Annotated in this window: 11 protein-coding genes; 9 read left to right on the top strand and 2 right to left on the bottom strand. The window is 48.4% G+C overall.

What is annotated here, in order from left to right; all coding sequences use genetic code 11:
* Positions 1-11: 11 nt before the first annotated feature.
* On the bottom strand, positions 12-3,038 hold the full coding sequence (locus tag FKX85_RS19425; protein WP_141616301.1) for a SusC/RagA family TonB-linked outer membrane protein: 3,027 nt from the start codon (positions 3,036-3,038) through the stop codon (positions 12-14).
* A 287-nt stretch (positions 3,039-3,325) separates the two neighbouring features.
* Here FKX85_RS19425 and FKX85_RS19430 point away from each other — a divergent pair, with 287 nt between their 5' ends.
* From FKX85_RS19430 to FKX85_RS19470, 9 genes are all read left to right on the top strand, one after another.
* Entirely contained in the window at positions 3,326-7,393 is a 4,068-nt protein-coding gene (locus FKX85_RS19430; protein ID WP_168196296.1) for a hybrid sensor histidine kinase/response regulator transcription factor, read from the top strand.
* A gap of 138 nt (positions 7,394-7,531) precedes the next feature.
* A complete protein-coding gene (proB, locus tag FKX85_RS19435) occupies positions 7,532-8,323 on the top strand; it encodes a glutamate 5-kinase (RefSeq protein WP_141616303.1) in 792 nt (263 codons plus the stop codon).
* Between the two features lie 398 nt (positions 8,324-8,721).
* Positions 8,722-11,172, top strand: coding sequence for a TonB-dependent receptor (locus FKX85_RS19440; RefSeq protein ID WP_141616304.1), 2,451 nt, complete (start codon positions 8,722-8,724; stop codon positions 11,170-11,172).
* A 28-nt stretch (positions 11,173-11,200) separates the two neighbouring features.
* On the top strand, positions 11,201-12,532 hold the full coding sequence (locus tag FKX85_RS19445) for a hypothetical protein (protein WP_141616305.1): 1,332 nt from the start codon (positions 11,201-11,203) through the stop codon (positions 12,530-12,532).
* Positions 12,533-12,835: 303 nt separating this feature from the next.
* On the top strand, positions 12,836-14,095 hold the full coding sequence (locus FKX85_RS19450) for a PepSY-associated TM helix domain-containing protein (protein WP_141616306.1): 1,260 nt from the start codon (positions 12,836-12,838) through the stop codon (positions 14,093-14,095).
* 264 nt (positions 14,096-14,359) lie between these two features.
* Positions 14,360-15,793, top strand: coding sequence for an efflux transporter outer membrane subunit (locus FKX85_RS19455; protein ID WP_229239699.1), 1,434 nt, complete (start codon positions 14,360-14,362; stop codon positions 15,791-15,793).
* Positions 15,783-16,964 (top strand): efflux RND transporter periplasmic adaptor subunit, encoded by a 1,182-nt coding sequence (locus FKX85_RS19460; RefSeq protein ID WP_141616307.1) that lies wholly within the window; start codon positions 15,783-15,785, stop codon positions 16,962-16,964. Before FKX85_RS19455 ends, FKX85_RS19460 begins: the two co-directional genes overlap by 11 nt.
* Before the next feature lie 2 nt (positions 16,965-16,966).
* Entirely contained in the window at positions 16,967-20,083 is a 3,117-nt protein-coding gene (locus FKX85_RS19465; RefSeq protein WP_141616308.1) for an efflux RND transporter permease subunit, read from the top strand.
* 540 nt (positions 20,084-20,623) lie between these two features.
* A complete protein-coding gene (locus FKX85_RS19470) occupies positions 20,624-23,965 on the top strand; it encodes a T9SS C-terminal target domain-containing protein (RefSeq protein ID WP_168196297.1) in 3,342 nt (1,113 codons plus the stop codon).
* A 111-nt stretch (positions 23,966-24,076) separates the two neighbouring features.
* Here the strand turns inward: FKX85_RS19470 and gnd are convergent, their stop codons facing one another.
* Positions 24,077-25,531 (bottom strand): decarboxylating NADP(+)-dependent phosphogluconate dehydrogenase, encoded by a 1,455-nt coding sequence (gene gnd, locus FKX85_RS19475; protein WP_141616309.1) that lies wholly within the window; start codon positions 25,529-25,531, stop codon positions 24,077-24,079.
* Positions 25,532-25,698: the final 167 nt, after the last annotated feature.

Here is a 25,698-nt window from a genome sequence, read left to right on the forward strand (position 1 = left end):
TCGGTCGGATTTTAAAATTGGATATTCAGTCCAAGGTTGATGATTTTCTGTTGCGGATAAAACTGGCCGCTCTCACTGGATCCTTCTGGATCATAATCCTGGACTTTGGTGACGGTAAGCAGGTTAAAGGCATTCGCATAGACCCTTAAACTGCCGATGGAAAACCTGTCCAGAAAGCTTTGTGGAAGGTTATAAGCGATCTGCACGTTCTTTAAGCGGGCAAATGCTGAATTGTCCAGCCAGAAGTTGTTTCTGTAAAGTCCTCCACTTACTGCCGAGGAAGCCCGCTCGCTTACCCGTGGATATGTTCCTGAAGGATTATTGGGGCTCCATCTGTTATCGGCCCAGCTGCTGTAATAATTACCTACTGTGCCCGATTCAGGCAGGACATATTGCCTTACCTGACTTTGGCCAGCAATCACGGCGGCAAAATCCCAATTTCTCCATGCAGCATGCAAGTTCAGCCCAAAGGTGATTTGTGGAATGTTACCATATTGGCTCCGCACCATATCATCGGCGGTAATCTGGCCATCGTTGTTGTAATCCTCATAAATCAAATCCCCTAACTGGGCACCGGGTACATGTGGATAATTGTCCAGGTCTTCTGCTGACCTGAAAATACCAATGGCATTGTAGAGCAGATAAGTGTTGAGTGGGCGCCCTGTCTCCCGCTGGTAATCCAGGACACCGGGGGCTTCATCTTTAAATACCAGTTCATTTTGGGCATAGGTAAAATTGCCGGAAACCCCAAAGTTAACCTCCCCGGTATGCTCATACCCTATGGTGACTTCAACCCCATGGCTTTTTACCTCACCAATGTTTTCCGAAGGTACCAGTGGATCGGCGTCATAAGGATTGACAATTCCCGAAGTGCCAGGAATGGAAGCATTTCTGGTGGTCAGGATTTTACTTCTGTCCTGCTGGAAATAGATAAATTCGGTCGTGAAGTTTTTGAGCCAGACGGCATTGAATCCAATATCCGTTTTTGTGGCTACTTCCCAGGTAATGTTAGGGTTTCCAAGTCTGATCAGATCAATCCCTGTGACCACTTCATCCCCGATGACATAGCGGTTGTTAAAGGTATAATTGTCGTAATACTGGAATTGCCCCACATTGTCATTTCCCAACTGACCGTAGGAGGCCCTGAGCTTCAAGTCATCAAAGAACCCCACCTTATCCCGAAACCAGGCCTCTTCGGAAACTCGGTATCCGGCAGAAATGGATGGGAAAAAGCCATAGCGCTCCCCTTCGGGGAAATTAGAAGATCCATCCACCCGCATTTGGACCTCTGCGAGGTATTTTTCATCATAATTATATGCCAACCGGCCGATATAACTTCTCCTGGTATAATTATAGCTGCTCCCCCAGTTGTCATAATCGGACGCTGCCGCTCCCCCTTGACTCAGTTCTGGAGTTTCCACAGTAGGAAAATGCAAGCGGGAAGCTCCCATGGTATGTGTCCGGTTTTCGCTCTGCTCATATCCTACAAAAGCATCAATAAAGTGATTGTTAAAATACTGTTTATAGTTCAGCTTAATATTGGAAACGGTCATTGACTGGCTGTAATGCTGCTCTGAAAGGGTGGCCTGTTGGTCTGCTCCCCCACCTACCACTACGGGATTATAGGTCTCGGTTGCCTGGTCATAGTTGTAAAGGGTGTATGGGGTGCTGAAATTCCTGGACCTGTCCGAGCTTTCATCTACCGAGAAGAAGCCATCTACGGAAAGCCCCTCTAAAAAGGGAAGTGCATAGCTGGCCCTCAGGATCCCGTTAAAGACATACTTGGGGTTTTCATTGATCCCGCCTTGCTCGGTGGCCATCACTACAGGATTGTTGTTTTCGATCCCTGTAGAAGGCAATCCATTGGGATACACTGCCACCACAGTTGGATAAGCCCTATAAATAGACCTGAAGATATCACCGGCACTGGTGGTGGGAAACTGACGCGCTTCCTTGCGGCCTGCCAAGGATAAGCCAACGTTAAGCCTTTCGGTAATTTCCGCATCCACATTGGAGCGGAAGCTGTACTGGTCATAACGTGTCGCTCCATCCTTATACAAACCATCCTGGCCCGTTTTTCCCAGGGACAAAAAGTAATTGACTTTTTCGGACCCTCCCCGAATGCTAAGGTTATGCTGGCTCTGAAGGGCCACATTGTTCAGGGTAGCCCCTGCCCAATTGGTATTGGGGTAATTGATGGGATCGGTACCATTTTGGAATTGATTAAGCTGGTCTTCGGCATATACCTGGTTCATCCCGTCCTGGGGATTGTTATAATAGGCTATTTCATTTCTGATAGTGGCATAAGTAGCCGCATCGGCCATGTCGGGCAATCGGGTAGGCGAAGAAAACCCTTGGTTAAAACTATAGGAAATAACAGGCTTGCCCTCTTTTCCCCTTTTGGTGGTCACCAAAATCACTCCATTGGCGGCACGTGACCCATAGATCGCTGCGGAAGCATCCTTCAATACCGAAACACTTTCAATATCATTGGGATTGAGCCGCTCGAGGCCACCGATCTGGCCTGGAACACCATCGACCACCACTAATACGTCATTATTTCCCGTAGTGGCCAGTCCACGAATGGTGAAACTGGAACCATCATATCCTGGCTCACCGCCACGGTTATTGGCAATGATCCCCGAGAACCTCCCTGCCAACGAATTGGAAACATTCGGCTGGGGACTGTTTTGTAAGTCTCTGCCTTCCACTTGGGAAACCGAGCCGGTCAAGGTGGCCTTTTTCTGCTCTCCATATCCCACCACCACTACTTCATTGAGTGACTGTAGGTCTGAGTTAAGCTGCACGTCAATAGTTGACTGACCGTCCAAGGCAATTTCCTGGGATTGGTACCCGATAAATGAAAATTTGAGGGTAAGGTCACTGGATGCTGTCACGGACAATTGGAAATTTCCCTCCAGGTCGGTAACCGTACCATTGGCAGTACCTACCACTAATACGGAAGCACCTGGAAGTCCTTCTCCGTTTTCATCCAAAACACGGCCACTGATTTGTTGTTGGCCAAAAACTTGCGACATGGTGCATACCATCGTTAGAGATAATGATATGCAAAAAAACCATGCCCTGGCATGTAAATGTGTCGGCATGTTATTTTAGGTTAATTGTTAATGATTTATTAAAAAGAACCAGCAGGGGGCAAATTGCCTATGCGGATCCTCCAAGGCAATTTTAGGAATTAAGCACTGGGGTACAGGGGCACAAATCAGCATTATGAGGGGCAAAAATCGGTCATTACTGGTTTTATTGTGTTTTTATTGGGATTTTTACTTTCAAATATCGTGATTGTGTAGTAATGAAATCCCCCTTGATAACCCTACTTCTTTCCTTTTCATTTGCTTTCTGTCATGCAAAGCCGGACAGCCTCCGCGCCTTTTTCCCCCAACATGACCAACTGACATTTTATCTCCTTGATGTCGAATCGGGCCTCTCCCACAATTATGTCAATAGCATCGAACAAGATTCCCTGGGCTTTATATGGGTAGGTACCATGGAAGGGCTTAGCCGCTATGATGGTAATTCTTTCGTTGTTTACAGAAAAGACAGCCACTATCGCAACCGGGGACCTATCAACAACTTCATCCAGCACATCAGGCTAACCGACCGGCAGCAGCTCTTTTTGGCTACTTGGGGAGGACTGAGCATCTACGACCCCAAAACCGATCAATTTCTCCACAAGACCACCAATGAAGGGTTGTTGCAAAATGATATTACCTGCACTGCCTCCAGCACTGGCGGGAAAACAGCCCTGGCTATTTATGGCGCAGGGGTGCAGTTAATGGAAGGCAAAGAAGTAGTGGATACCTACCGGACTGCACCTGACCTCCCCAATGCACTTCCCTCAAAAAAAATCACCTCGCTTGCCTTCCAGGGAGATTCGGTGCTCTGGGTCGGTTCCTTTGACAAGGGGCTTTCCAAAATTGACCTGAAGACAAAAAAAGTGACCCCAATACAGCATACCGACTATATTTCACAAAACATCAATTGCCTCTACAGTGATCCCGCTGGCAACCTGTGGATAGGGTCTGGTGAGGGCATACAGGTCATCACCCAAGAAGCAGATACACTCCTACTTCCCACCACCAATACCCCTGGACTTGGATTAAGTGATGGCCATGTGCTTTGTTTTGAAAAGGGGCCATTTGGAAACCTATGGGCAGGCACCAGAAATGGGGGACTGACCATTATCCCTACAGAGCAGTATCTCCGCACAAAGAATATGGCCACCAGTTGGTTTTTACCCCGTGGAGATGGGTCGAGTGTCTTCAATAGGACTGTTTCTTCGTTAAAGCTCGCCGATGACGGAAACATGTGGATCGGCACCAGCACTGGCATCAATGTGGTCAACCCCAAGGGAGATCCAATACAATTGATCCAGCAAAACCTGGCTTCGAAGCAGACAATTTCCCACGACAGGATCGGTGCACTTACCGAAAGTAAGGGGAAACAAGTCTGGGTGGGAACCGATGGTGGCGGCTTGGATTTGTATGACCCTTCCTCTGGAAAAATCCGGCATTTCGAGCATCGAACAGCTGATCCCAATAGCCTGAGCAACAATTACATCATTTCATTACTGGAAAATGATGATGGCAAAATCTGGGCAGGGACCTATCAGGGGGGACTCAACCTCTTGGATCCACTTACTGGGTCCTGCAAACACTACCTCCAAGGCCAACAAGAAGATGGTAATGACGTCCGGGTGATCTTCAAGGACTCCAATGGCCAGCTTTGGGCAGGCACCAACAGGGGCGGACTATATCGCTATCACTCCCCTATCGATGATTTTGACTATGTCAAGCAACTGGGTAAAATCGATATAAGGGATATCGCTGAAGATAAACACGGCAATCTTTGGCTGGCCACCTATAGTAATGGCATCATCCGCTATAATTACCTGACAGGGGAGAAAGAGGACTTTGATGCCTCTACGGTCTTTGGATTCCCAGGAAATGTCATCTTCAGCCTGTGCATCCTTGAAAATGGGGACATCCTGGCTGGGACACGCTATGAAGGCCTTATCAGGCTTGATCCGGTCCAAAAAACCGTGGGCACCTTTACCGAAGAAAACGGCCTCAGCAACAATACCATCAATAGTATGGTGCCGGACAACTATGGCAAAATATGGCTGGGCACATCAAATGGCATCAGTTTTTTTGATCCATCCACCAATACAGTCGGAAATCTCAATGGTTACAATAACGTCCAACGCAGTGAATTTAACATTGGTGCGGCGATAGCGACTGCTTCGGGTAATATCTACCTGGGCGGCAATAAGGGAATCAATGTTTTTGACCCCAATCACTTGCAACAAAAACACAGCAATTATCCCCTTGTTTTTACAGACCTGCGCCTAATGAACAAAAGAGTCCCTGCCAAAGACCTTGGATCTAACGGGGCATATTCTGATATCCCTTATCTCAAAAAGATTGAGCTGGACCATAACCAACGTTTGTTTTCCCTGGATTTTGTAGCACTGAAATACCCAAAGGCCAATGACATTCAATATGCCTATAAGCTGGAGCCCTACCATGACCACTGGATCGAAACCCAGCAAACAGGCACTGCCAATCTCAGCAACGTACCCCCTGGAGAATACATCCTGAGGGTCAGGGCAAGGAGCAATAAAAATGATGATACCGAAAATCAATTGGCCGTTATTATTGCTCCCCCTTTTTGGAGGACATGGCCGGCGTATGTTATATATCTGTCGGTGCTTTCCGGGCTGGTTTGGGCAGGAATGAATTATTATTCCGATCAACTAAAGCTGAAAAACTCTCTGCTTTTTGAGAAAAAGCAACGCCAGCTCGAGCACGAGCTTAACGAAGAAAGGGTGAGCTTTTTCACTGGGTTTTCACATGAGCTCAAAACGCCCCTCACCCTGATCATGGCTCCCGTGGAAGACTTACTGTTGGAAGCCAAAAACCCCAGGCACATCAAAGGGTTGACATTGATCCAGAAAAATGCCAAATACCTCATGGAGATGATCAATAAGCTGTTGGAATTCAGGAAGACCGAACTGAACAGCAGTCAGCTCCAATTGGAGAATCACCGTATTGTCAAGCCCATAAAGCAGTGGGTGGAACAATACCAACATCTGGCACGACACCATAACATCAAATTGACAGGGCAATTTCCAAAAAGGGAATTTACCGCTACCATCGACCTTGAGAAGTTGCACATCATCGTCAACAACCTCCTTTCCAATGCCCTTAAATATTGCCGGCCAAAGGATTTGGTGACCTTTCGCCTAACCGAAGAAGACGGCCGCTTCATCATAACGGTAAAAGATACTGGCCCCGGGATCATTAAAGAGGATCTGCAACGGGTATTCAATTGGTACTACCAATCCGGCAGCCATTCAAACCGTAAGGGAACGGGGATTGGCCTTGCCCTTACCAAAAGGCTAATACAAGACCACCATGGCAGTATAAAACTGCAAAGTGATGCGGGCCATGGCTGTGAATTCACCATATCGCTGCCAAAACAGCAGCAGACTACCTCCCCTTTGAACACATCGAGTATCGGGGACAGTCATTGGTCCTTGGATGACATCGTCCACCATATCCCGGCCCCAAAGGCCTCATTCCATCTTAAAAATGACAACCCCCTGGTACTATTGATCGATGATAATGCCGAGATTCTCCATTACCTGGCCAACCTTCTGCACGAAGATTATGATCTTATTTATGCAAAAAATGGCCAGGAAGGCCTTGAAAAGGCCATCCAGTATATCCCCGATATCATTCTATCGGACATCATGATGCCCGAGAAAAACGGCATTGATCTATGCAGGCAATTGAAGACCCAACAAGCGACCACCCACATCCCCCTCCTCCTGCTCTCGGCCAAGGACAATGTGGAAAGCATCACCCTGGGCTTTGAAGAAGGCGCTGATGCTTATATCACCAAGCCTTTTAATGGGCAAATCCTAACATCTCGGATAGCAAACTTACTGGCCACCAAGGCAAGGCTGAGAGCGTATTATGTGGATAAAAAAGCCAGGGACAATGCACTCACCGAAAGCCAACAAAAGGCTGTAAGCAAGGAAAAGGCCTTTCTGGCAAAACTGGAGAGCCACATCATCCACCAACTGGCCCAAGAAAACACCGATGTGGACACCATCTGTCAGCTGATGGGAATGAGCCGTACTTCCCTTTTTAGAAAACTGAAGGCCCTTACCGACCAAAACATCAATCAATATACCCGAACGGTAAAGATCCACCACGCCGCCTACTTGATCCGGGAAAAAAAACTGGGGGTCGCACAAGCTGCCTATGAGGTAGGTTTCAATAGTCCCAAGTATTTTCGCAAACTGTTCAAGGAACAGTTTGGACACCTACCTTCTGCATTGGCCAAAACTCTCAAACATGATTGATTTTTCAGTGGGCAGGTTTATCTTTCCCTAAGGTGTTGCCTCCACCATATGGACCAATTTCAAATGTTTTTGCCAAAATAATGGACAATTCCCTTATAGAACCATAATTTTGACCTGACGACAAAACACTTTAAAACCATGGAAAATAAACGGAAAAGGCCGCAGAAGATAGTGGTAAAAGTAGGATCCAATATGCTTACCAATCACCAAAATCGTATCATGGATTCGGTCTTACAGCATTTGGTCTGGCAGCTGGTACAGCTTTATGAAGAAGATATCATCCCCATACTGATCACATCAGGTTCTGTGGCAGCAGGAAAGGAGGCCATGGGCCGAGAACTGACCATCAAGGACGAAACCATCCGTAGACAGATCTATTCGTCCATGGGACAGCCCAGGATGATGAGGCATTATTATGAAATCTTCCAGCAATATGGCATCCGGTGTGGACAGGTCCTTGCGACCAAAAGGGACTTTTCACCCGGAAAACATCGGGACAATATGGTCAATTGCTATAATGGTTTGATCGCTTCGGGCATTGTCCCCATTGCCAATGAAGATGATACCGTTTCCCTATCAATGTCGGCTTTCAGTGACAATGATGAACTGGCAGCACTGGTCGCCGAGCTGTTGGAAGCAGACATGCTGATATTCCTTACCCATAAGGACGGGGTATACAATGGCCCTCCTGATGCAGAACATACCGAGGTATTGGAAGAGGTTAAGATAGATGAAAAAACCGAACAGTATATCCATGACAAAAATGACACAAAAACCATCGGAAGGGGTAATATGTCCTCAAAGCTAAAAATGGCAAAAAAAGCTGCCAAACATAATATTTCCGTTCATATAGCCAATGGCACCACCCCCAACGTCATCTTGGATATCGTCAATGGCAAGCAAATCGGAACCAAAGTGATGCAAAACTGACCTATTGCCCTTTGATTCCATACAGGCACTGTCCAAACCTGGCAGCTGAAGAACCTGTAATAGTCCGGACTCCTGTCCCACTCAAAAACCTTTTGTAAACAATGGTGTTGCAAAAGGTTTTTTTCTGAATCCCATAATCCCTTTGCCTGTAGGCACAGTGGTTTCCATAAATTGACCATTTAACACTGGGAAGCACTTTTTTTAATCATTCCAATGCGGTAAACCATGGGAATCCGCACATCCATCATTTTCAAGGGCAATCGCTCTGTTCTTTATTAAAAATTAATCTAAATAATGATTGTGTCAAAAATAATAATGTTTTACTTTTACAATAAATTAGATTAAATCTAAACAAATATAGCATCATAAAGCAATTCAGCATTTTTTAAAAAAATCGAATGAAAATACCTCTACTCCTTTACAAAACATATTTTTGGCTGGCGATCTGCATAATGTTATCCGTTACATCTGCCATAGGCCAGACACATCCTACAGCCACTGTAAAAGGAATAATACTCGATGCAGAGGCCATTCCACTTCCCGGTGTCATTGTCCGTATAAAGGACAGCCCGTTGACGGCCATTTCTTCCATTGACGGAAGTTATCAAATCGCCGATGTACCGGAAGGAGAGGTAGAATTTCTACTTTCATGCCTGGGCTACCAGGCCTTTGCAAAAAAGGTATCCATTAGCCCTGATAAATCCACTGTACAACTTGATTTCTCAATGGAAGAATCAACAACAGACCTGGACGGCGTAATCGTAATGGGGCAATCGGTAAAGAGTGAAATTGAAACCAAAGGCTTTGCCGTGGAAGTAGTCGAAACCGATAAGGCCGCTTTGCAATCTGTCCAGACCAACGACCTGCTCAACAGGACGGCCGGTATCCGTGTCAGGCAAAATGGTGGAATTGGTTCCCGGGTGGACTACAACCTTAACGGTATGTCGGGAAATTCGGTGCGCATCTTCATCGATGGCCTACCGATCTCTACCTATGGTCCTTCATTCAGCCTGAACAGCATCCCTCCCGCCCTGATCGAGCGTATTGAGATTTATAAAGGTGTCATTCCGGCGCACCTGGCTGACGACGCCCTGGGCGGGGCCATCAATGTGATCTTGAAAAAAGGGGCTGTCAACAGCCTGATGGCCAGCGTTTCCTACGGATCCTTCAATACATTGCAAGGAAATCTTAATGCGGTATATACCGATAAGACTTCCGGTTTTACCACTAGATTATCGGGGTTTTACAATTATTCCGACAACGACTATGAGGTCTGGGGAAAATTTGTCAGAAATATCCTACCCAATGGCCGATACGATTATGTGCGGGCCAAAAGGTTCAATGACAGCTACAGATCAGTGGGAGGAAAATTCGATATTGGCTTCACCAATGTAAAATGGGCCGACCAGTTTTTTATCAGCTATACCGGATCTGACGATTACAATGAGATCCAGCACGGCACCTATATGTCCATCCCCTACAAGGGACGCTTCACGACGTCCCAATCAAATGTGTTTGGACTAACCTATTCGAAGGAAGGCCTCTTTACTGAAGGGCTTGAAGTCAACTTTAACGGATCTTACAGTAAACGTGGTGAAGTGGTCACCGATACGGTAAAGTGGAATTACAATTGGTTTGGGGAGATAAGCCTCGGGCTGGACGGGAACCCAATCTTGCGACCAAACGGCGCCCAGCAAGGAGCCCCGACCATCAATCACATTGACCGGAACGTCAGCACTTTCCGTGCCGGTGCCAATTATGAAATCAGCCCACATCACAAGCTTATTTTTGGCCAATCCTTCTTCAATATCGACCGCTTTCAGCAGGATGAAATGCGCAGTGCGGTAGAACGACAGTTTGTGGGCACCCGCGATCTGCAAAAGCATATCTCCTCGCTGGGATACGAATTTAACCTGGTCCGGTCACGGCTGACAGGAAACGTCTTCGGCAAGTACTATGTCCAGGATATCGAGCGTATGGACCCCATATTGGTGGAAGGCCCCAACGGATCGGAACGACAAGAGGACAGGGTTTCCAGTACCAGGAACACCACCGGATTTGGCATGGCCTATTCCTTCGAGGTCTGGAAGCAGTTGCTGCTCCTTGCCTCTGCCGAACAGGCGGTAAGGATGCCCTCCGAAGGAGAGATCTTCGGGAGTCCCGGGGACAATATCGTGGAAAACCTGGACATCAGGCCAGAGATCAGCAATAACCTCAACGTAGGCTTCAAGTTGGGAGAATTTAGGCAAAACTCCCATGGGTTTTCATTCTCCGGAACCGGATTTATCCGAGACACCAGGGACAAGATCATCCAACGGATCAACCCAAGGATCAACGATGCGGTTCAGACCAACCCTTTTGAAAACCTGGGCAGGACAAAAGCGATCGGTTTTGAGGGACAGGCCATCTATTCCTATGAAAAAGACTTCCGTGCCTCGGTAAACTTCTCACGCTTCAATTCGGTCTTCAACACCAAGTACGATCCCAATGGCAACCTCTACGATAATTATGGGCAACAGATCCCCAATGAACCTTATTTTACAGTAAACAGCTCATTGGAATACAATTTAAGGAATGTCTTTCAGCAAGGCTCATCACTCAGGTTATCGCATTACTTCAGCTTTGTGGAAAGATTCTATACCACTTGGCTGGAAATTGAGGACTTCAGGACCCCACGACAATTTGTCCATGACCTGGGAGCTACCTACACCTTGCCCAACCAACGGCTTTCCATCAGCGCAGACTTACGAAATGTATTTGACAAACAGGTATATGACAACTTTGCCGTGCAGAAACCCGGCAGGGCCTTCTATCTCAAAGTCAATTATTCTATCCACAACTATAAATAATTTTTAACCAATTAAATTACTAAGGAAGATGTTTAGCACTAACAAATCAGCCTTTAAATTACTTCAAATGGCCCTTTTGGTGGCCATGGCATTCATGTTTGCTTGTAACAGCGAGGATGACATAACCCCTGAGGATCCACAAGAGGCCGACCGATGGGTGACCGTGGCCGGAGCACTAATGGGAGATAGCCCTGGCGACGGAAATGGCGGCACCAAAATCTACGCGGTAAGTTTTGAGGATGCCATCAATCCGGAAACGGAAATCAACGTATTTGACAACGGTGAGCCCGTAAAATCAAACCGTACAGCGAGACTCCAGGTATCAGAAGACGGAAACACCTTGTTCAATATTGCCTATGCCGGTGAAAATGGTGGTGAATTTGCCAAATTTAACGTGAATGGAGGATCCAGCTATGTTCAGCAGGATGTAACGGTCAATATCTCCCAATATGTGGGGCCTGCCCCAAGATGGAGCAAACTGTACAATGGCGACAAGAACGGAATAGCGGTCAACGTGGCTGACATTGCGCCGAACAATGCTGAGGATGAGGAAGAAGCATTCAGCTATTACAGGGGTACTGCTACTGTCTTGGACCTTAACCTTCAGGAAGGCCTCATCGACAATTATAAGCCATATGAGCTGCCACTTTCTGCCGAAGAAGAACTAGCAGGACACTGCATTTTCAGATTGGATGCGCCTGTGCTGAACCAAGCGGGTGACAAACTGCTCATCGGTACCTGGATGCGAAAATACAATGTCGCTACGGGTGAGCGGGAGAGCGAGTGGGAAAGACTGGGTACCAAGACCATCGTGGTGGATTACCCATCGTTGGAAAACCCTACCATCATCACCTCTACCCAAGCCAATGGAGACTGTTCCGGATACCGCAGCAACGTAAACCAAATTGCTGAAGACGGCAGCATTTATCAGGCTACTTCCCGCGACACCAATGGTTCACACATTCTAAGGATCACTCCTGACAATGAGTATGACAATACCTTTGCCATTAGCCTGGATGAGGCTCTTGGACTGACCGACGTGTATGTGGATGCATGGAGATATGTAAACAACGGGATTGGCTATGCCATGATCCGACATGGTGAAGAAGATCAAGGCTACATCGCCAGACTGGACCTCAACCAACAAACGGCATCTTTGGTAAACGAAATCCCTAACGATCCAGATGTAAGGTTTAACCAATACCAAGGATTCATGGTAAATGGAAACGACCTGCTGGTTCCGGTATCTCCATTGGGCAAAGACGGAAACATCTATGTGCTGCACAGCCAGACCGGTGAAGTTTCTGTCGGTGCCAAACTGATCAACAAACCAGGAAACCACTTTATCGGTGCCTTTTAAATCAACGAGCCGATATATTCAAAAGGTGTTAACCTAAGTTATTGACCTTGCTTCCTCTAGGTATTTTAGAGGAAGCAAGGTTTTTGTGCGTACAGGGAAATCAATTCCCAATCGCTCGCATTTTAGCGAATAAAGTTGTGCTATTTAGGATCAACAACCTCCTATCCATATACCGAGACAGTATATGCCCGCATAGCTTGCGGCCTCCAGCAGCACAGGAACAACTCAAAACAACACTTTCAAAAACAGGATTCGATTTATTTGAATAAAGTACCCTTCAGAGACAATCAAAATTTCAATAAGATGAAGACGAAAAAGAAAAAAACCAATTGGCAAAAGGTCAGGAAATTCTTTAATGATATCCACCTTTGGATAGGTTTGGCCAGTGCCCTGGTCCTTATTCCAGTCTGTTTATCAGGAACAATCTATGTTTACAACAGCGAACTGCAGGAAATGTTCAGCGCTCATCTTTATCATATCGAAAAGGAGGAAGGAAATACCAGAAAGTCCATTGAAGCACTTACCCAAGCTTTGTCCACAGAGGTTAGCGGAGACATCACTGCTGTTTCAGTACCCCATGACCAAGAAAGGACTTATGAATTTACCGTACGGGAAAAGGACAGCAGAAGCCGTTTTGGGACGAGGTATTATATGAACCCCTATTCTGCGGAAATTGTAGGGACCTCGGAGGAAAAGAATGCCATTGCCGATTTTATGCGGGACATGTTCAGCCTCCACCGCTGGTTACTTCTCGATAAAATAGAAGAGCCGCTCATTGGAGAACTACCAAACAGGAAGTTGGGCAGCTATATTTCAGGCACTGCCACGATCTTGTTTACCCTGGGTGTCATTACAGGTATCGTCATCTGGTTTCCCCAAAAACTTAAAAGTTGGAAACAAGGGCTTAGACTAAAGCTGAACGGCAGTTGGAAACGTGCCAATCACGACCTGCACAACACCTTGGCCTTTTATTCCTTTTTTATCCTGTTGATCATGGGACTGACAGGCCCGCAGTGGTCATTTCCCTGGTATCGTACCGGATTGCAAAAAGCACTGGGAACTTATCAGGAATCTCCACAAGGACGGGGTGGACACGGAAAACCATCAGCACCAAAGGAAGAAAAACAGGAGACAGTCGCCACACCACTTAAGCTTTTGCCCTATGCGGAATATATTGAAGTGGCCGACAAAAGCCTGCCCTATGACGGGGACTATCGAATTACTTTTCCAAAGGATGCTAACAGCCAAGTGGAAATCTATAAGACCAAAGTAGGTTTTTTTGCTCCCGCAGCAGGTGACAGGATCAATCTGGATCCCCGTACGGCAGCCGTCACGGACATTCAGTTATTTCATGCGCAACCCTTCAACCAACGTTTGGCAAGATCGATAAAAGCACTTCATATCGGCTCGGTTTACGGCGGATTTTCCAAACTCCTTTACTTTATCTCCTGTTTGATCGCCACCAGCCTGCCCATCACCGGCACCCTTATCTGGATCAACAAGATGAAGAAAAAACCTGCTAGAAAAACAACAAAAACACGGCAGGCTGTCCCTGCATCCTAAAAGGAAACCAGGTGGAGGAAGTAGCCACCTGGTTTCCTTTTATTAAATGCCATTGTCATAGGGATGTTTTTCATCTTTTTCAACACTACTTTTTCCGGCGTGTTCTGACCGGTCAAAAGCCTGCAGGAGGCATTAAGCTACCCTATCACAGGGATGTTGTCCCGGCACCTTTCAGGATAGTTAGGCACCCTTCATGATCAGCCATTTGTTATACTGGCTAAAATGCTTTATTTTAATACTTTAAGCACATAAAGGACACGGCAATTGTATTACAATGACCAAAAACTTCTCACCCCGTTCGTATACAGCTTCATGTGCCTGCTGGCCGTCAGCCTGTTTTTTTTGAAGTGCTCGCCAAAGATCACTACCTATGATCCCCCCATAGAGGAGCCGCAGGACTTCTCAGCATCCGGAAAGGATAGCGTCTCCAACCGTTGGTGGGAGGCTTTTGATGACCCTGAACTGAACCGGCTGATGGACAGTTCTTTTTCACACAACATGAACCTGATCCGCATATGGTACCAGCTCCAGGAGGCCAGGTCCATGCGCAAAATACAATCCACTTTCCTCCTTCCTGATATCGAAGGCAGCGCCCGGACCGCCATTAGCCGCCCCCAGCCTGATTTCGCCGGTGGTGAGAACACCCAAATAGGCGTATCGGCGAATTATGAGATTGATTTATGGGGAAGGATCCGGGCCGGTGTTCAGGCAGAGGATTTTAGGCTACAGGCCTCTTATTTTGATTATCAAACCGCCGCCATGACACTTTCTTCCCAAATTGCCACCACCTGGTTCCAGCTGATCACCGCCAAAAAACAACTTAACCTTGCCCAAGAACAGATCGCTGTCAACGAAAAGATCATTAAATTGATAAAGGTGCGTTTCGGATCAGACCAGATTAAAGGCGTTGATATCCTTCGGCAACAGCAATTGGTGGAGGAGGCCAAAAACCAAAAGCTTATTTATGAAACCGACCTGGCAATGCTTAAAAACCAATTGGCAGTCCTTACGGGCGTACCCCCGCAGAATTTCTCCATAACAGCCCAAGACAGCCTCCCTTCCCTCCCGTCGCATCCGCAAACGGGGCTTCCCTTGGAGTTGGTAAGAAGACGGCCGGATATCAAGAGGGCCTATAACGAACTATTGGCAGCAGACCGGGACATGGCCGTGGCCGTGAGGAACAAGTTTCCCAGACTGTCCTTCAATCTTTCGGGTCAGACGCGCTCCAACACCTATCCAGAGCTATTCAATGACTGGGCCTATACACTGGGTGCCAATTTAGTCGCTCCCCTGCTCTATTGGGGCAGGTTACGCGCCGAGGTAGACCGGGCCGAAGCCGTAAAGAACCAGCAGCTGTATAATTATGGACAATCAATACTCGTCGCCTTTCAGGAGGTGGAGAATGCCTTGGTACAGGAAAAAAAGCAGGCCGAAAGGCTAACTGTCATCGACAAGCGGATCACCATGGCCAAGAATGTCCAGAAACAATTGCAGATCGAATACATAAATGGCTTCATCGAGTACCTGGATATCCTGATATCCCTGGATGAACAGCAACGGTTGGAACGCGAAAAGATCCAACTGCAACAGCAATTGTTTGAGTCAAGAATAGCGCTTTACCGTGCATTGGCGGGAAACTTTGACCTGGATTATGAAAATGAAACCCAAGCCGTTAACCAGAACATAAATGAACAATAAAAAAACCCTTTTCATTTCCGCTGGACTATTAATTTTCTCCGCTTTGGTGGTCTTGCTGATTTTTTTCACCGAGCCTACGGCCAAAAGCGAGGGGGCCACAAAAATAACGGCCATGCTGGTGAGTGTCGAAAAGGTCCACAGTGGGACATTTGTACCGGAGTTCATCACGACGGGAACGGTCCTGCCTGTAGATAATATCAGCTTAAGTGCACAGGTTAGCGGTGAGGTGATCGAGCGAATGCCGGAATTTGTCCCCGGTGGTCTGGTAGAAAAGGGAGAGGTCCTATTAAAGATCAATCCTGCTGATTACCATAATGAATTGGCACTACGGAAAAGTGAACTGGCACAGGCACAGACCAATCTACAGATCGAAATGGGAAGGCAAAACATTGCCGAGCAGGACATGGCCTTGATCAGTGGTGATACGCTCTCTGAAAAACAGCAGTCCCTGGTCCTGCGCAAGCCCCAACTGGAAGCCATCAATGCCCAAATCCAATCTGCCAAAGCCGCTGTAGACCAGGCATCCCTGAACCTGCAACGCACGGTGATCAGGGCTCCTTTTGATGCCCAGATCCTCACACAAAATGTCACATTGGGCTCCCAGGTGGCCTTGGGTGACGATTTGGGCAGGCTGGTAGGAACGGAAGCTTATTGGGTGCAGGTCACCCTTCCGGTAAGAGACCTCAAATGGCTCAAATTCCCCAAAGGCGATCAGGAAATGGGCGATACGGTAAAAATCAGAAACTTAAGCTCTTGGGAGCCCGAGGAATACCGCAAGGGGTTCCTGTACCGCCAAATAGGAGCCTTGGATCCCCAGACACGTCTGGCCCGCATTATCATAAAAGTACCAGATCCATTGGGTACCTCTGCGGAAAACAATCAGCCCAAACTGCTCATTGATGAATTTGTAGAAGTCAATATCCAAGGCAAACCTATTGAAAATGTGGTAAAACTAAACAGGGACTACATGAGGAGCAATGAAACCGTATGGGTCATGGAAAATAAAAAGCTCTCCATCCGAAAGGTCCAAATCAAACTGATGGATGCCCATTTTGCTTATATTTCCCAGGGCCTGGAGCATGGTGAGCAAGTGGTCACTACCAATATCAGTACGGTCACCGATGGAGTTCCCCTCAGGGTAGAAAAGGACACAACCACCAACACCAGATAACCTTGGAAAAGCACACCAACGATACCGAACAAAAAGGGATCATTGCCTATATGGCCACCCACTCCCTTGCTTCCAATATATTGATGTTGCTATTGGTAGGCGGAGGAATCTATACGATGTTCACCATCCAAAAAGAAGTGTTCCCCCAGTTCCAGCTTGACTTTGTAAACGTCTCGGTGGTCTATCCCGGTGCGGCTCCCGAAGAAGTAGAACAAGGCATATTAATGCCGGTAGAGGAGGCCATTCGGGGAATCCAGGGCATCAAGGAAATCACTTCCACGGCCAATGAGGGATCTGGCCAGATCAGCATCGAGCTGGTCGCGGGCACTAATCGGATGAAGGCCTTTCAGGACATCGATCAGGCTGTTAACCGTATACGTACCTTTCCCGATGATATCGAACAGCCCGAAGTGGTCCTGCAGGATCGCCAACGGGATGTTATGCAAATTTCCCTATTTGGGAATGTGGACATCTGGACCTTGCGAAAACTGGGCGAACGTCTTAGAAACCGTCTCTTAAGCCAGCCGGAGATTACTCAGGTCAGCCTGGACAATGTGCCCGACTATGAGACACGGATAGAAATTCCCCGCCATAACCTGAGAAAATACCAGCTTACCCTGGGACAGGTAGCCAATCTGATCGACCAGTCCAGCAGGGACATCCCCGCCGGGGCCATTCAGACCAATTCAGGAGAGATCCTGCTCAGGATGAAGGAGCGGAAACAGTGGGCCAGGGAATTTGGCGAAATCAATATCGCCTCGTCCCCTTCCGGTGCACAGGTAAAGCTCCGGGATATCGCCACGATTACCGATGGATTTGAGGAAACGGGCTTTCACGGTCAGTTTAACCAGGCCCCAGCGGTCAGCATGGAAATATTCCGCGTAGGTGACCAGTCCCCGATTGAAATCGAGGAATTGGTCAATGAACTCCTGGCAGATTTCCAATTGCCCCCCGGGGTAAACTATCGGATAGACAGCAACAGGGCCGAGGATTACCGCGAACGCCTTTCGCTGCTTACCGAAAACGGTTTGATGGCGGTGGTCATTGTCTTGGTGATCCTTGCCTTGTTTTTGGAGTACCGCCTGGCCTTTTGGGTAATGATCGGTATGGTCATCTCGTTCATTGGGGGCATTACGTTCCTACCACTGATCGGAGTCAGTGTAAACATGATATCCATGTTTGGCTTTCTGGTCGTTTTGGGCATTGTGGTGGATGACGCCATTGTGGTCGGTGAAAATGTCTTTGAATACCGTCAAAAAGGATACAGCATCATGGATGCCTCCATCAAGGGGACAAGGGATGTGGCCAAGCCTGTCTTTTTCAGCATCCTGACGACGATCATAGCTTTTTTTCCGCTGCTCTATATTCCAGGTGAAACCGGCAAATTCTGGTGGCCACTTCCTGCGGTGGTCATCGTCATCCTCACTGTCTCCCTGATCGAGGCACTTTTCATCCTTCCCTCCCACTTGGGCCATATCAAACGGCGCAAGAAAAAAGGAATCATCCTGAAATTGGAAAACTACCAAGGGAAGTTTGCCAGAGGCTTCGATTGGTTCATTGAGACGTATTTTCACCCTTTTCTGGATAAATGCCTGAAATTTAAATACATCACCCTTAGCATCGCAATAGGCCTTTTGGTCATCGTAGGCGGCTATGGTCTGAGCGATCACATGGGGATTATCCTGATGCCGGAAGTGGCTGCAGACGAAATCGAGGCGGGAATCCGTCTTCCTGTGGGCACCACTCCTGACCAAGCCGCCGAAGTGGCCGAAGAAGTGACCACTGCCACCAGAAGGATGTTTGAAGAGCACAACCTATATGAAGTGGCCGAAGGGGTAAAGACCAATGTCAGGGGGCAAAACTTTATCGATGTGGAAATCGTCATGCTTCCCCCTGACCAGCGGGACATCACTGCCCGTGAAGTCATCGCCCTATGGCGGGACAATATCGGCGACATTCGCGGCGTGGACCAGATCACCTTCGAGGCGGAACGAGGCCCGGGGGGCGCACGGCAGGCGATCAGCGTTGACCTTAGCCATACGGATATCGCTGTCCTGGAAAAAGCCAGCAAGGCATTTGTCGAGAAGATGAGCACCTTTGAAAACACCCGGGATGTCAGCGATAATTACAATAAAGGAAAGATACAATATGATTTCAAACTACTGCCCCAAGGCCGGAACTTGGGACTCACCTCCTCTGAAGTGGGCCGACAGGTCCGTAATGCCTTTTTCGGGGCCCTGGCCATGCGCCAGCTCAGGGGCAACAACGAAGTGGAAATTCGGGTAAAACTCCCCTTGGCAGAGCGCAAGGACCTCAGAAACCTGGAGGACTTTATCATCAGGACTGAAGAAGGGATGGAAGTCCCCCTGATGGATGTGGTGGAAGTCGTCCAAAAAGAGGCCTTTACCTCCATCAACCGACGTGATGGCCGTCGCGTGGTCAATGTAGGCATGGACGTGGAGCCTTCAAATGCGGTAAGCCGGGTGTTGGCTTCCATTAATGAAACAGTGCTCCCCCAACTACGGGCGGATTTCCCCGGGCTCACCTGGACTTTCGAAGGCAGCCAGGCAGATATGCGTGAATCCACCGACTCCCTGTGGGGCACCTTTACGATGGCCCTTTTGCTCATCTATGCCCTACTGGCCTTGGCCTTCGGCAATTACACACAGCCGCTCATCGTAATGGCAGCCATTCCCTTTGGCGTGGTGGGAGCCGTAATCGGGCACATCCTGTTGGGCTATGACCTGTCACTGGTCAGCCTGATGGGAATGATTGCACTGGCAGGGGTAGTGGTAAACGATTCTTTGATCATGGTGGATTATGCCAATAAAATGAGAAAAGAACTCCCTGCTGACCAAGCTATCCATGAAGCGGGACTACGGCGTTTCAGGCCGATTGCCTTGACCACCTTGACCACCTTTGGAGGCCTCACGCCCATTATCCTGGAAACTTCCAGCCAGGCATTTTATTTGATCCCCATGGCCATTTCACTGGGGTTTGGCATTGTATTCGCCACGACCATCATTTTGGTCATTGTTCCTTGCCTGTACCTTTCTTTGGAAGATGTCAAAAGATTGGTCCGGGGTCATAGGGCCACAGCTGCCAATAACCAGCGCTGACACCATTTAAACGTTTTCAAAACACATAATACCTTTTGGCATAGGTTCGGGTTTAGGTAGTTCCCCATCCTTTGGTCGCAGCAAGTACAGATCGTTCTTAAACCGATAATACAGGAAAGTACAGGATAGTTAACTATTGCTGGTAATCTATATTTAATTCAATTAAATCGGTGAAATTTCACAAAACAATCATTCTTTTTCATTAACCCCTAGAACTGACTCCTACCGGTTTTGACCATTTTGGCAACAGCCAAGATGGTTATAGACTTCATTTAAACCATTTTAATCTGTCCACACCGCCGAACTGGCTGTGGCGGCCATCATTGCCAAATTCCATTACCGATCGGAAATTTACCGACAGGGCGAGCTACGTTGCTCCTTGAGGGAAAGATGTATATAGAATCTTTCCCTCCCGTTTCCCCATGGGTATTCGGTACACGATCAAGGGATAGCCGATGGCAATTATGGGCATGTCCCACAGTATGGCCTGTCCATATTGTCCTGATGAAAACCAAGTTTTTTTAACAAAAACCCAATAATATGCACAATTTCAACAAACCGATTACATTATTCATCCTGGCACTCTGCCTGCTGCCAACCTGGTTACAGGCGCAGCAGCCGGTTGTCAAGCTTGACATGAACATGAGTGGCAGAAGGGAGGCAGAAACCAACGAACCCGGCTATACGCCGTGGATTCCAGATAACGAACAGTCTACCTCCAAAACCGTCGATGGTATCACGTTCACCTTTGAAAAAGTGGGGGAAGTGGGCGAAGCGCTGCGGGCCAACTGGTACAAGGCAGGTATTCAGGCTCCTTATTACGCCCGACTTGGGGGAGATGCCGTATATGTGGACGGTGGTGATGCCGGAGCGCAGATCAGGCTCACCATTTCCGGACTGGAAGCAGGCACCCACAGCCTGCTGACCTACCATAACGGACTGAGTTCCAAACAATGTGCGCCCCTTGACATTTCCCTTAATGGCAGTCAGGTCGTGGACAACCTTAGTATGCCCCTGAGGGCCACAGAGCCCACCTCAATGGCCATCAATTACCTCACCTTTGAAGTCGAAGAAGGCAATGATGTGGAGCTGTTGTTCCAGGCGGTGACCACCACCGATGACCTGATCAAAAACGTCTATATCTGTGGCATTGAACTCAACACGCCCAATTTTCTTGCACAGGCCACCACGCCCTTTCCTGAGGACCGATCCGCCCATGATGTGGAACCCGGCACGGTGGCCCTCAACTGGGAACCTGCACCCGATGCGGTAGCACATCATGTTTATTTTGGCACTGATGAAACCGCCGTCCATGAGGCGACCATCGGTTCTTCGGCTTACCGTGGCCAACAAAACGCCACCACCCATTCCGAGTCCAACCTCTCCATCCACGAGACCTACTTCTGGCGTATCGACGAGGTCAACAGCAATGGGGAAACCACCAAGGGAAATGTATGGTCCTTTCGTCCCCGTCGTCTGGCTTTTCCGGGAGCAGAGGGATATGGAAGATTTGCCATTGGCGGCCGTGGCGGAAAGGTCGTCCATGTCACCAACCTGGCCGACAATGGCCCAGGAAGCCTTAGGGATGCGGTGGAGAACCACGAGGAGCCCCGGACGATTGTCTTTGATGTTTCCGGAACCATCGAACTGGAGTCCCGACTGGTCCTGAACGACCCCTTTGTAACCGTGGCAGGCCAGACAGCACCAGGAAAAGGCATCTGTATCCGATCGGCCCCTTTCGGTTTTACCGGAAATGACGTCATCGCCCGGTTTGTCCGGTTAAGGCTAGGGGCGGGTCCCACTTATGACGGCATGGGGCTTACCGGTGCCAACCACAGCATTTTGGACCACTGCTCCATCAGCTGGACGATCGATGAGTCCTTCAGCTCAAGGGGAGCCAATAACATTACCCTCCAGCGGACACTTATTTCAGAAGCGCTGAACGCTGCTGGTCATAAAAACTATCCGGAAGGCACCGAGCACGGCTATGCCGCTACCATTGGCGGGGACATCGGCAGCTTCCACCATAACCTGCTTGCCCATAACTATGGAAGGAACTGGAGCATGGGCGGTGGACTGGACGGAAATGCCTACTACAGCGGAAGGCTCGACATCACCAACAATGTGGTCTACAACTGGGGAAACCGTACCACCGACGGCGGTGCGCACGAGGTGAATTTTATCAACAATTATTATAAACCGGGCCCTGGCACCACCCATTTCATCGCCATGACCATTGACCATGAAGGCACAGGCCTCGGCACGCAACGTGGCTACTTTTCCGGCAACGTCATGCCCGGCCATTTCAACGAGGAAAATCAGGAAGCCGGGCGACAAGAACGGTACTCCAACGGTGATTACAAGCAATATGAAGGCTTTGTGGACAGCCCTTTCTTCCCCTCCCATATGGCCATCCAACCGGCAAGGGAGGCCTACAAAAACGTTCTTTCCGATGTGGGTGCCAACCAGCCCTTTCTGGATGACCATGACCACCGCATGATCAACGAAACCCTTGCCGGATCCTATTCGGTAGTGGGAAGTGAAACCGGAAAAAAGGGATTTCCGGACCATCAGGATGACGCCGGTGGATACGAGGTATATCCTTTCGAGCAACGGGACGCGCAATGGGACTCCGATGGCGATGGGCTTCCCAACTGGTGGGAGGAAGCCATCGGCACCAGCCCAAATTCCGTCCAAGGTGATTTCAGTAATGCCAATGCAGACCAGGACGGAGACGGCTATACAGCCCTGGAGGAATACTTGCACTGGATGGCAAACGTGCATTTCAGGCCCACTACCGGCACCAACGTAAACGTCCACCTTCCCGCCCTGTTCAAGGGCTATACGCTGAACCCTAGCTACTCCACCTATCATGTGGATGGAGGTTCGGTGGACATCGAAGAAGGGACCGCTACATTTACCCCTGAGCGGGCCGGCTTTTCGACCATCTCCTTTATGGTCATCGATGAAGAAGGAAGTTCCATGGTCCGGGATGTGGAGATTTATATTCCTGAAATGGACATCACCGCTTTGGAAACCACTGATGTCACCTGTTACGGTGAAAAGAATGGCAGTATTGAGGTGATGGTATCAGGAAGCCTGGCTCCCTATCAGGTCAGCCTTGATGGTGAAACCTTTGAGGCATCCACTACCCTCGATTCGCTCACTGCGGGGGATTATGATGTCCACGTGCGCGATGCCATCGGCAATATCAAAACCCTGGAAAACATCACCATCCATCAACCTGAGGAGATCCAGGCATTGACCAACCAACCTGAAACCCTGTACCTGGGCTACCAATACCAACCGCAGGAACTGAGAGTAGAACAGGTCACGGGTGGGGCAGCCCCCTACAGCTACGAATGGAACACCGGGCAAACGGGCTCCAGTATCACCGTCTCTCCTGAGGTGACCACCGAATACGAGCTTACCGTAACCGATGCTTCCGGTTGCCAAAAAACACAGTCCATCACCGTGGAAGTGGTCGATGTACGCTGCGGAAACGGATCCGGGAAAGTCACGCTATGCCATAAGGGGAAAGTAAAATGCATCGCTCCCCAGGCAGTGGAAAGCCTCTTGAAAAACGGTGCCACCCTCGGAGCATGCAACGAAGCTACCAAGTTTACCAACAACTCGCTAAAAGTTAGCCCAAACCCTGCAAGGACTATGGCGGAACTTGATTTTGAAAGTGCCATAGCCGATCAGGCCATGGTGAGGATCATCGATGCTTTCGGGACAGTGGTGCAGGAATATGAGCTGTCCATCCATGAAGGGGAAAACCAATTCCCCGTTGCCTTGGGCCATTTACGCCCTGGCTTCCATGTGGTCATGATTTCAGGATCGGCGGAAGAATACAACCAAGTGAAAATTTTCATAGAATAACCTAGGAAAAAATAACGTTAGAAGCCCCTAGATTATCAGGTTGAAACTGATGATCTAGGGGCTTCCTTTGTTTATAGGCCTTTGGTAGCCAAAGTTGAATACCTTGATATATTAACTGTTATAGGCCGTAGAAACCGTATCGGCACCTTCTCCTGTCCAGTTGGTATGGAAAAATTCTCCCCGTGGACGGTCAGTCCTTTCATAGGTATGGGCACCAAAATAGTCCCTTTGAGCCTGTAGCAGGTTGGCGGGCAACCGCTTGCTCCTGAAGCCATCAAAGTAGGCCAGCGAGGCGCTCAAGGACGGCACCGGAATACCATTGGTCACGGCTACTGCGCATACTTTTCGCCATCCCGGTTGGGCCTTCTGTACTTTTTCCTTAAAGAAATCATCCAGTAGCAAGTGTGGCAATGATGGGTTTTTATCAAATGCTTTTTTGATGTCACCGAGGAAAGCAGAACGAATGATACAACCTCCTCTCCACATCAGGGCAATATCGCCGTACTTCAGGTCCCAGTTATATTCCTTGGAAGCTTCCATCAGCAGGTTATAGCCTTGGGCATAGGAAATGAGCTTGGCGCCATAAACGGCCATTTTGAGGTTTTCCAACATCTCTTCCTTATCCCCTTCAAAAGTGATCTCAGGAGCTTGGAAAACCTGCGAAGCCTGGTCACGAAGGTCCAGCTGCGCGCTGAGGAATCTGGAAAACACCGATTCGGCAATCAGGGTCAAGGGCACTCCCAAGTGCATGGCTTCGATACCAGTCCATTTACCGGTCCCCTTTTGGCCAGCTGTGTCAAGGATCTTCTCCACCATGGGTGCTCCATCCTCGTCCTTGTAGGCCAAAATATCGGCTGTAATTTCGATCAAGTAGGAATCCAGCTCCCCGGTATTCCATTTTTTAAAGGTTTCGTGCATTTCATCATAGTCCATCTTGAGCACGTCCTTCATAAACTGATAGGCTTCTGTGATGATCTGCATATCCCCATATTCGATACCGTTGTGGATCATTTTCACATAATGGCCGGCACCATCTGCCCCTACCCAATCGCAGCAGGGTACCCCTCCATCCACTTTCGCCGATACGGACTGGAAGATTTCCTTCACATGTGGCCAGGCTTCCTTGCTCCCACCGGGCATCATGGAGGGACCGCGCAATGCGCCTATCTCCCCACCGGACACCCCTGTTCCAATGAACTGGAATCCCTTGCTCTCAACATATTCGGTACGGCGGATGGTATCGGTAAAATTGGAATTTCCTCCGTCAATGATAATATCACCCTTCTCCAGGTGCGGGATGATCTGGTCGATAAAGCTATCCACTGGATCGCCTGCCTTCACCAACATCATCACCTTTCGGGGTTTCTCCAAGGCCGCAACCAATTCCTTCACCGAATGGGTGCCTTTGATATTTTTACCGGCTCCCCGTCCCTGGATAAATTTGTCCACCTTGTCTGTAGACCTGTTATAGACAGCCACGGAGAATCCTTTGCTTTCCATATTCAGCACCAGGTTTTCTCCCATTACCGCAAGCCCTATCAGGCCTATATCAGCCAATTTGTTCATAATTTTCTTTTTGTCTTTTGATTAGTGATTTGTAAAGTCTGGGAAAGTTAACATAAATCCCGCTAATTTTTAAGCGATGGGGACAGTTCTCGTAAGGATTTGCGAGATCAAAGCAATCATGGTCATAGGAAAATCAAAAAATCACCATTAATTCAGCTATTCAATTG

Source organism: Echinicola soli, assembly GCF_006575665.1.
Classification (GTDB): domain Bacteria; phylum Bacteroidota; class Bacteroidia; order Cytophagales; family Cyclobacteriaceae; genus Echinicola; species Echinicola soli.

Bases quoted from the DNA above. Each gene is read 5' to 3' on its own strand.
- FKX85_RS19425 (WP_141616301.1), bottom strand. From the start codon at position 3,038: ATGTCGCAAGTTTTTGGCCAACAACAAATCAGTGGCCGTGTTTTGGAT.
- proB (WP_141616303.1), top strand. From the start codon at position 7,532: ATGGAAAATAAACGGAAAAGGCCGCAGAAGATAGTGGTAAAAGTAGGA.
- FKX85_RS19440 (WP_141616304.1), top strand. From the start codon at position 8,722: ATGAAAATACCTCTACTCCTTTACAAAACATATTTTTGGCTGGCGATC.
- FKX85_RS19445 (WP_141616305.1), top strand. From the start codon at position 11,201: ATGTTTAGCACTAACAAATCAGCCTTTAAATTACTTCAAATGGCCCTT.
- FKX85_RS19450 (WP_141616306.1), top strand. From the start codon at position 12,836: ATGAAGACGAAAAAGAAAAAAACCAATTGGCAAAAGGTCAGGAAATTC.
- FKX85_RS19460 (WP_141616307.1), top strand. From the start codon at position 15,783: ATGAACAATAAAAAAACCCTTTTCATTTCCGCTGGACTATTAATTTTC.
- FKX85_RS19470 (WP_168196297.1), top strand. From the start codon at position 20,624: ATGCACAATTTCAACAAACCGATTACATTATTCATCCTGGCACTCTGC.
- gnd (WP_141616309.1), bottom strand. From the start codon at position 25,531: ATGAACAAATTGGCTGATATAGGCCTGATAGGGCTTGCGGTAATGGGA.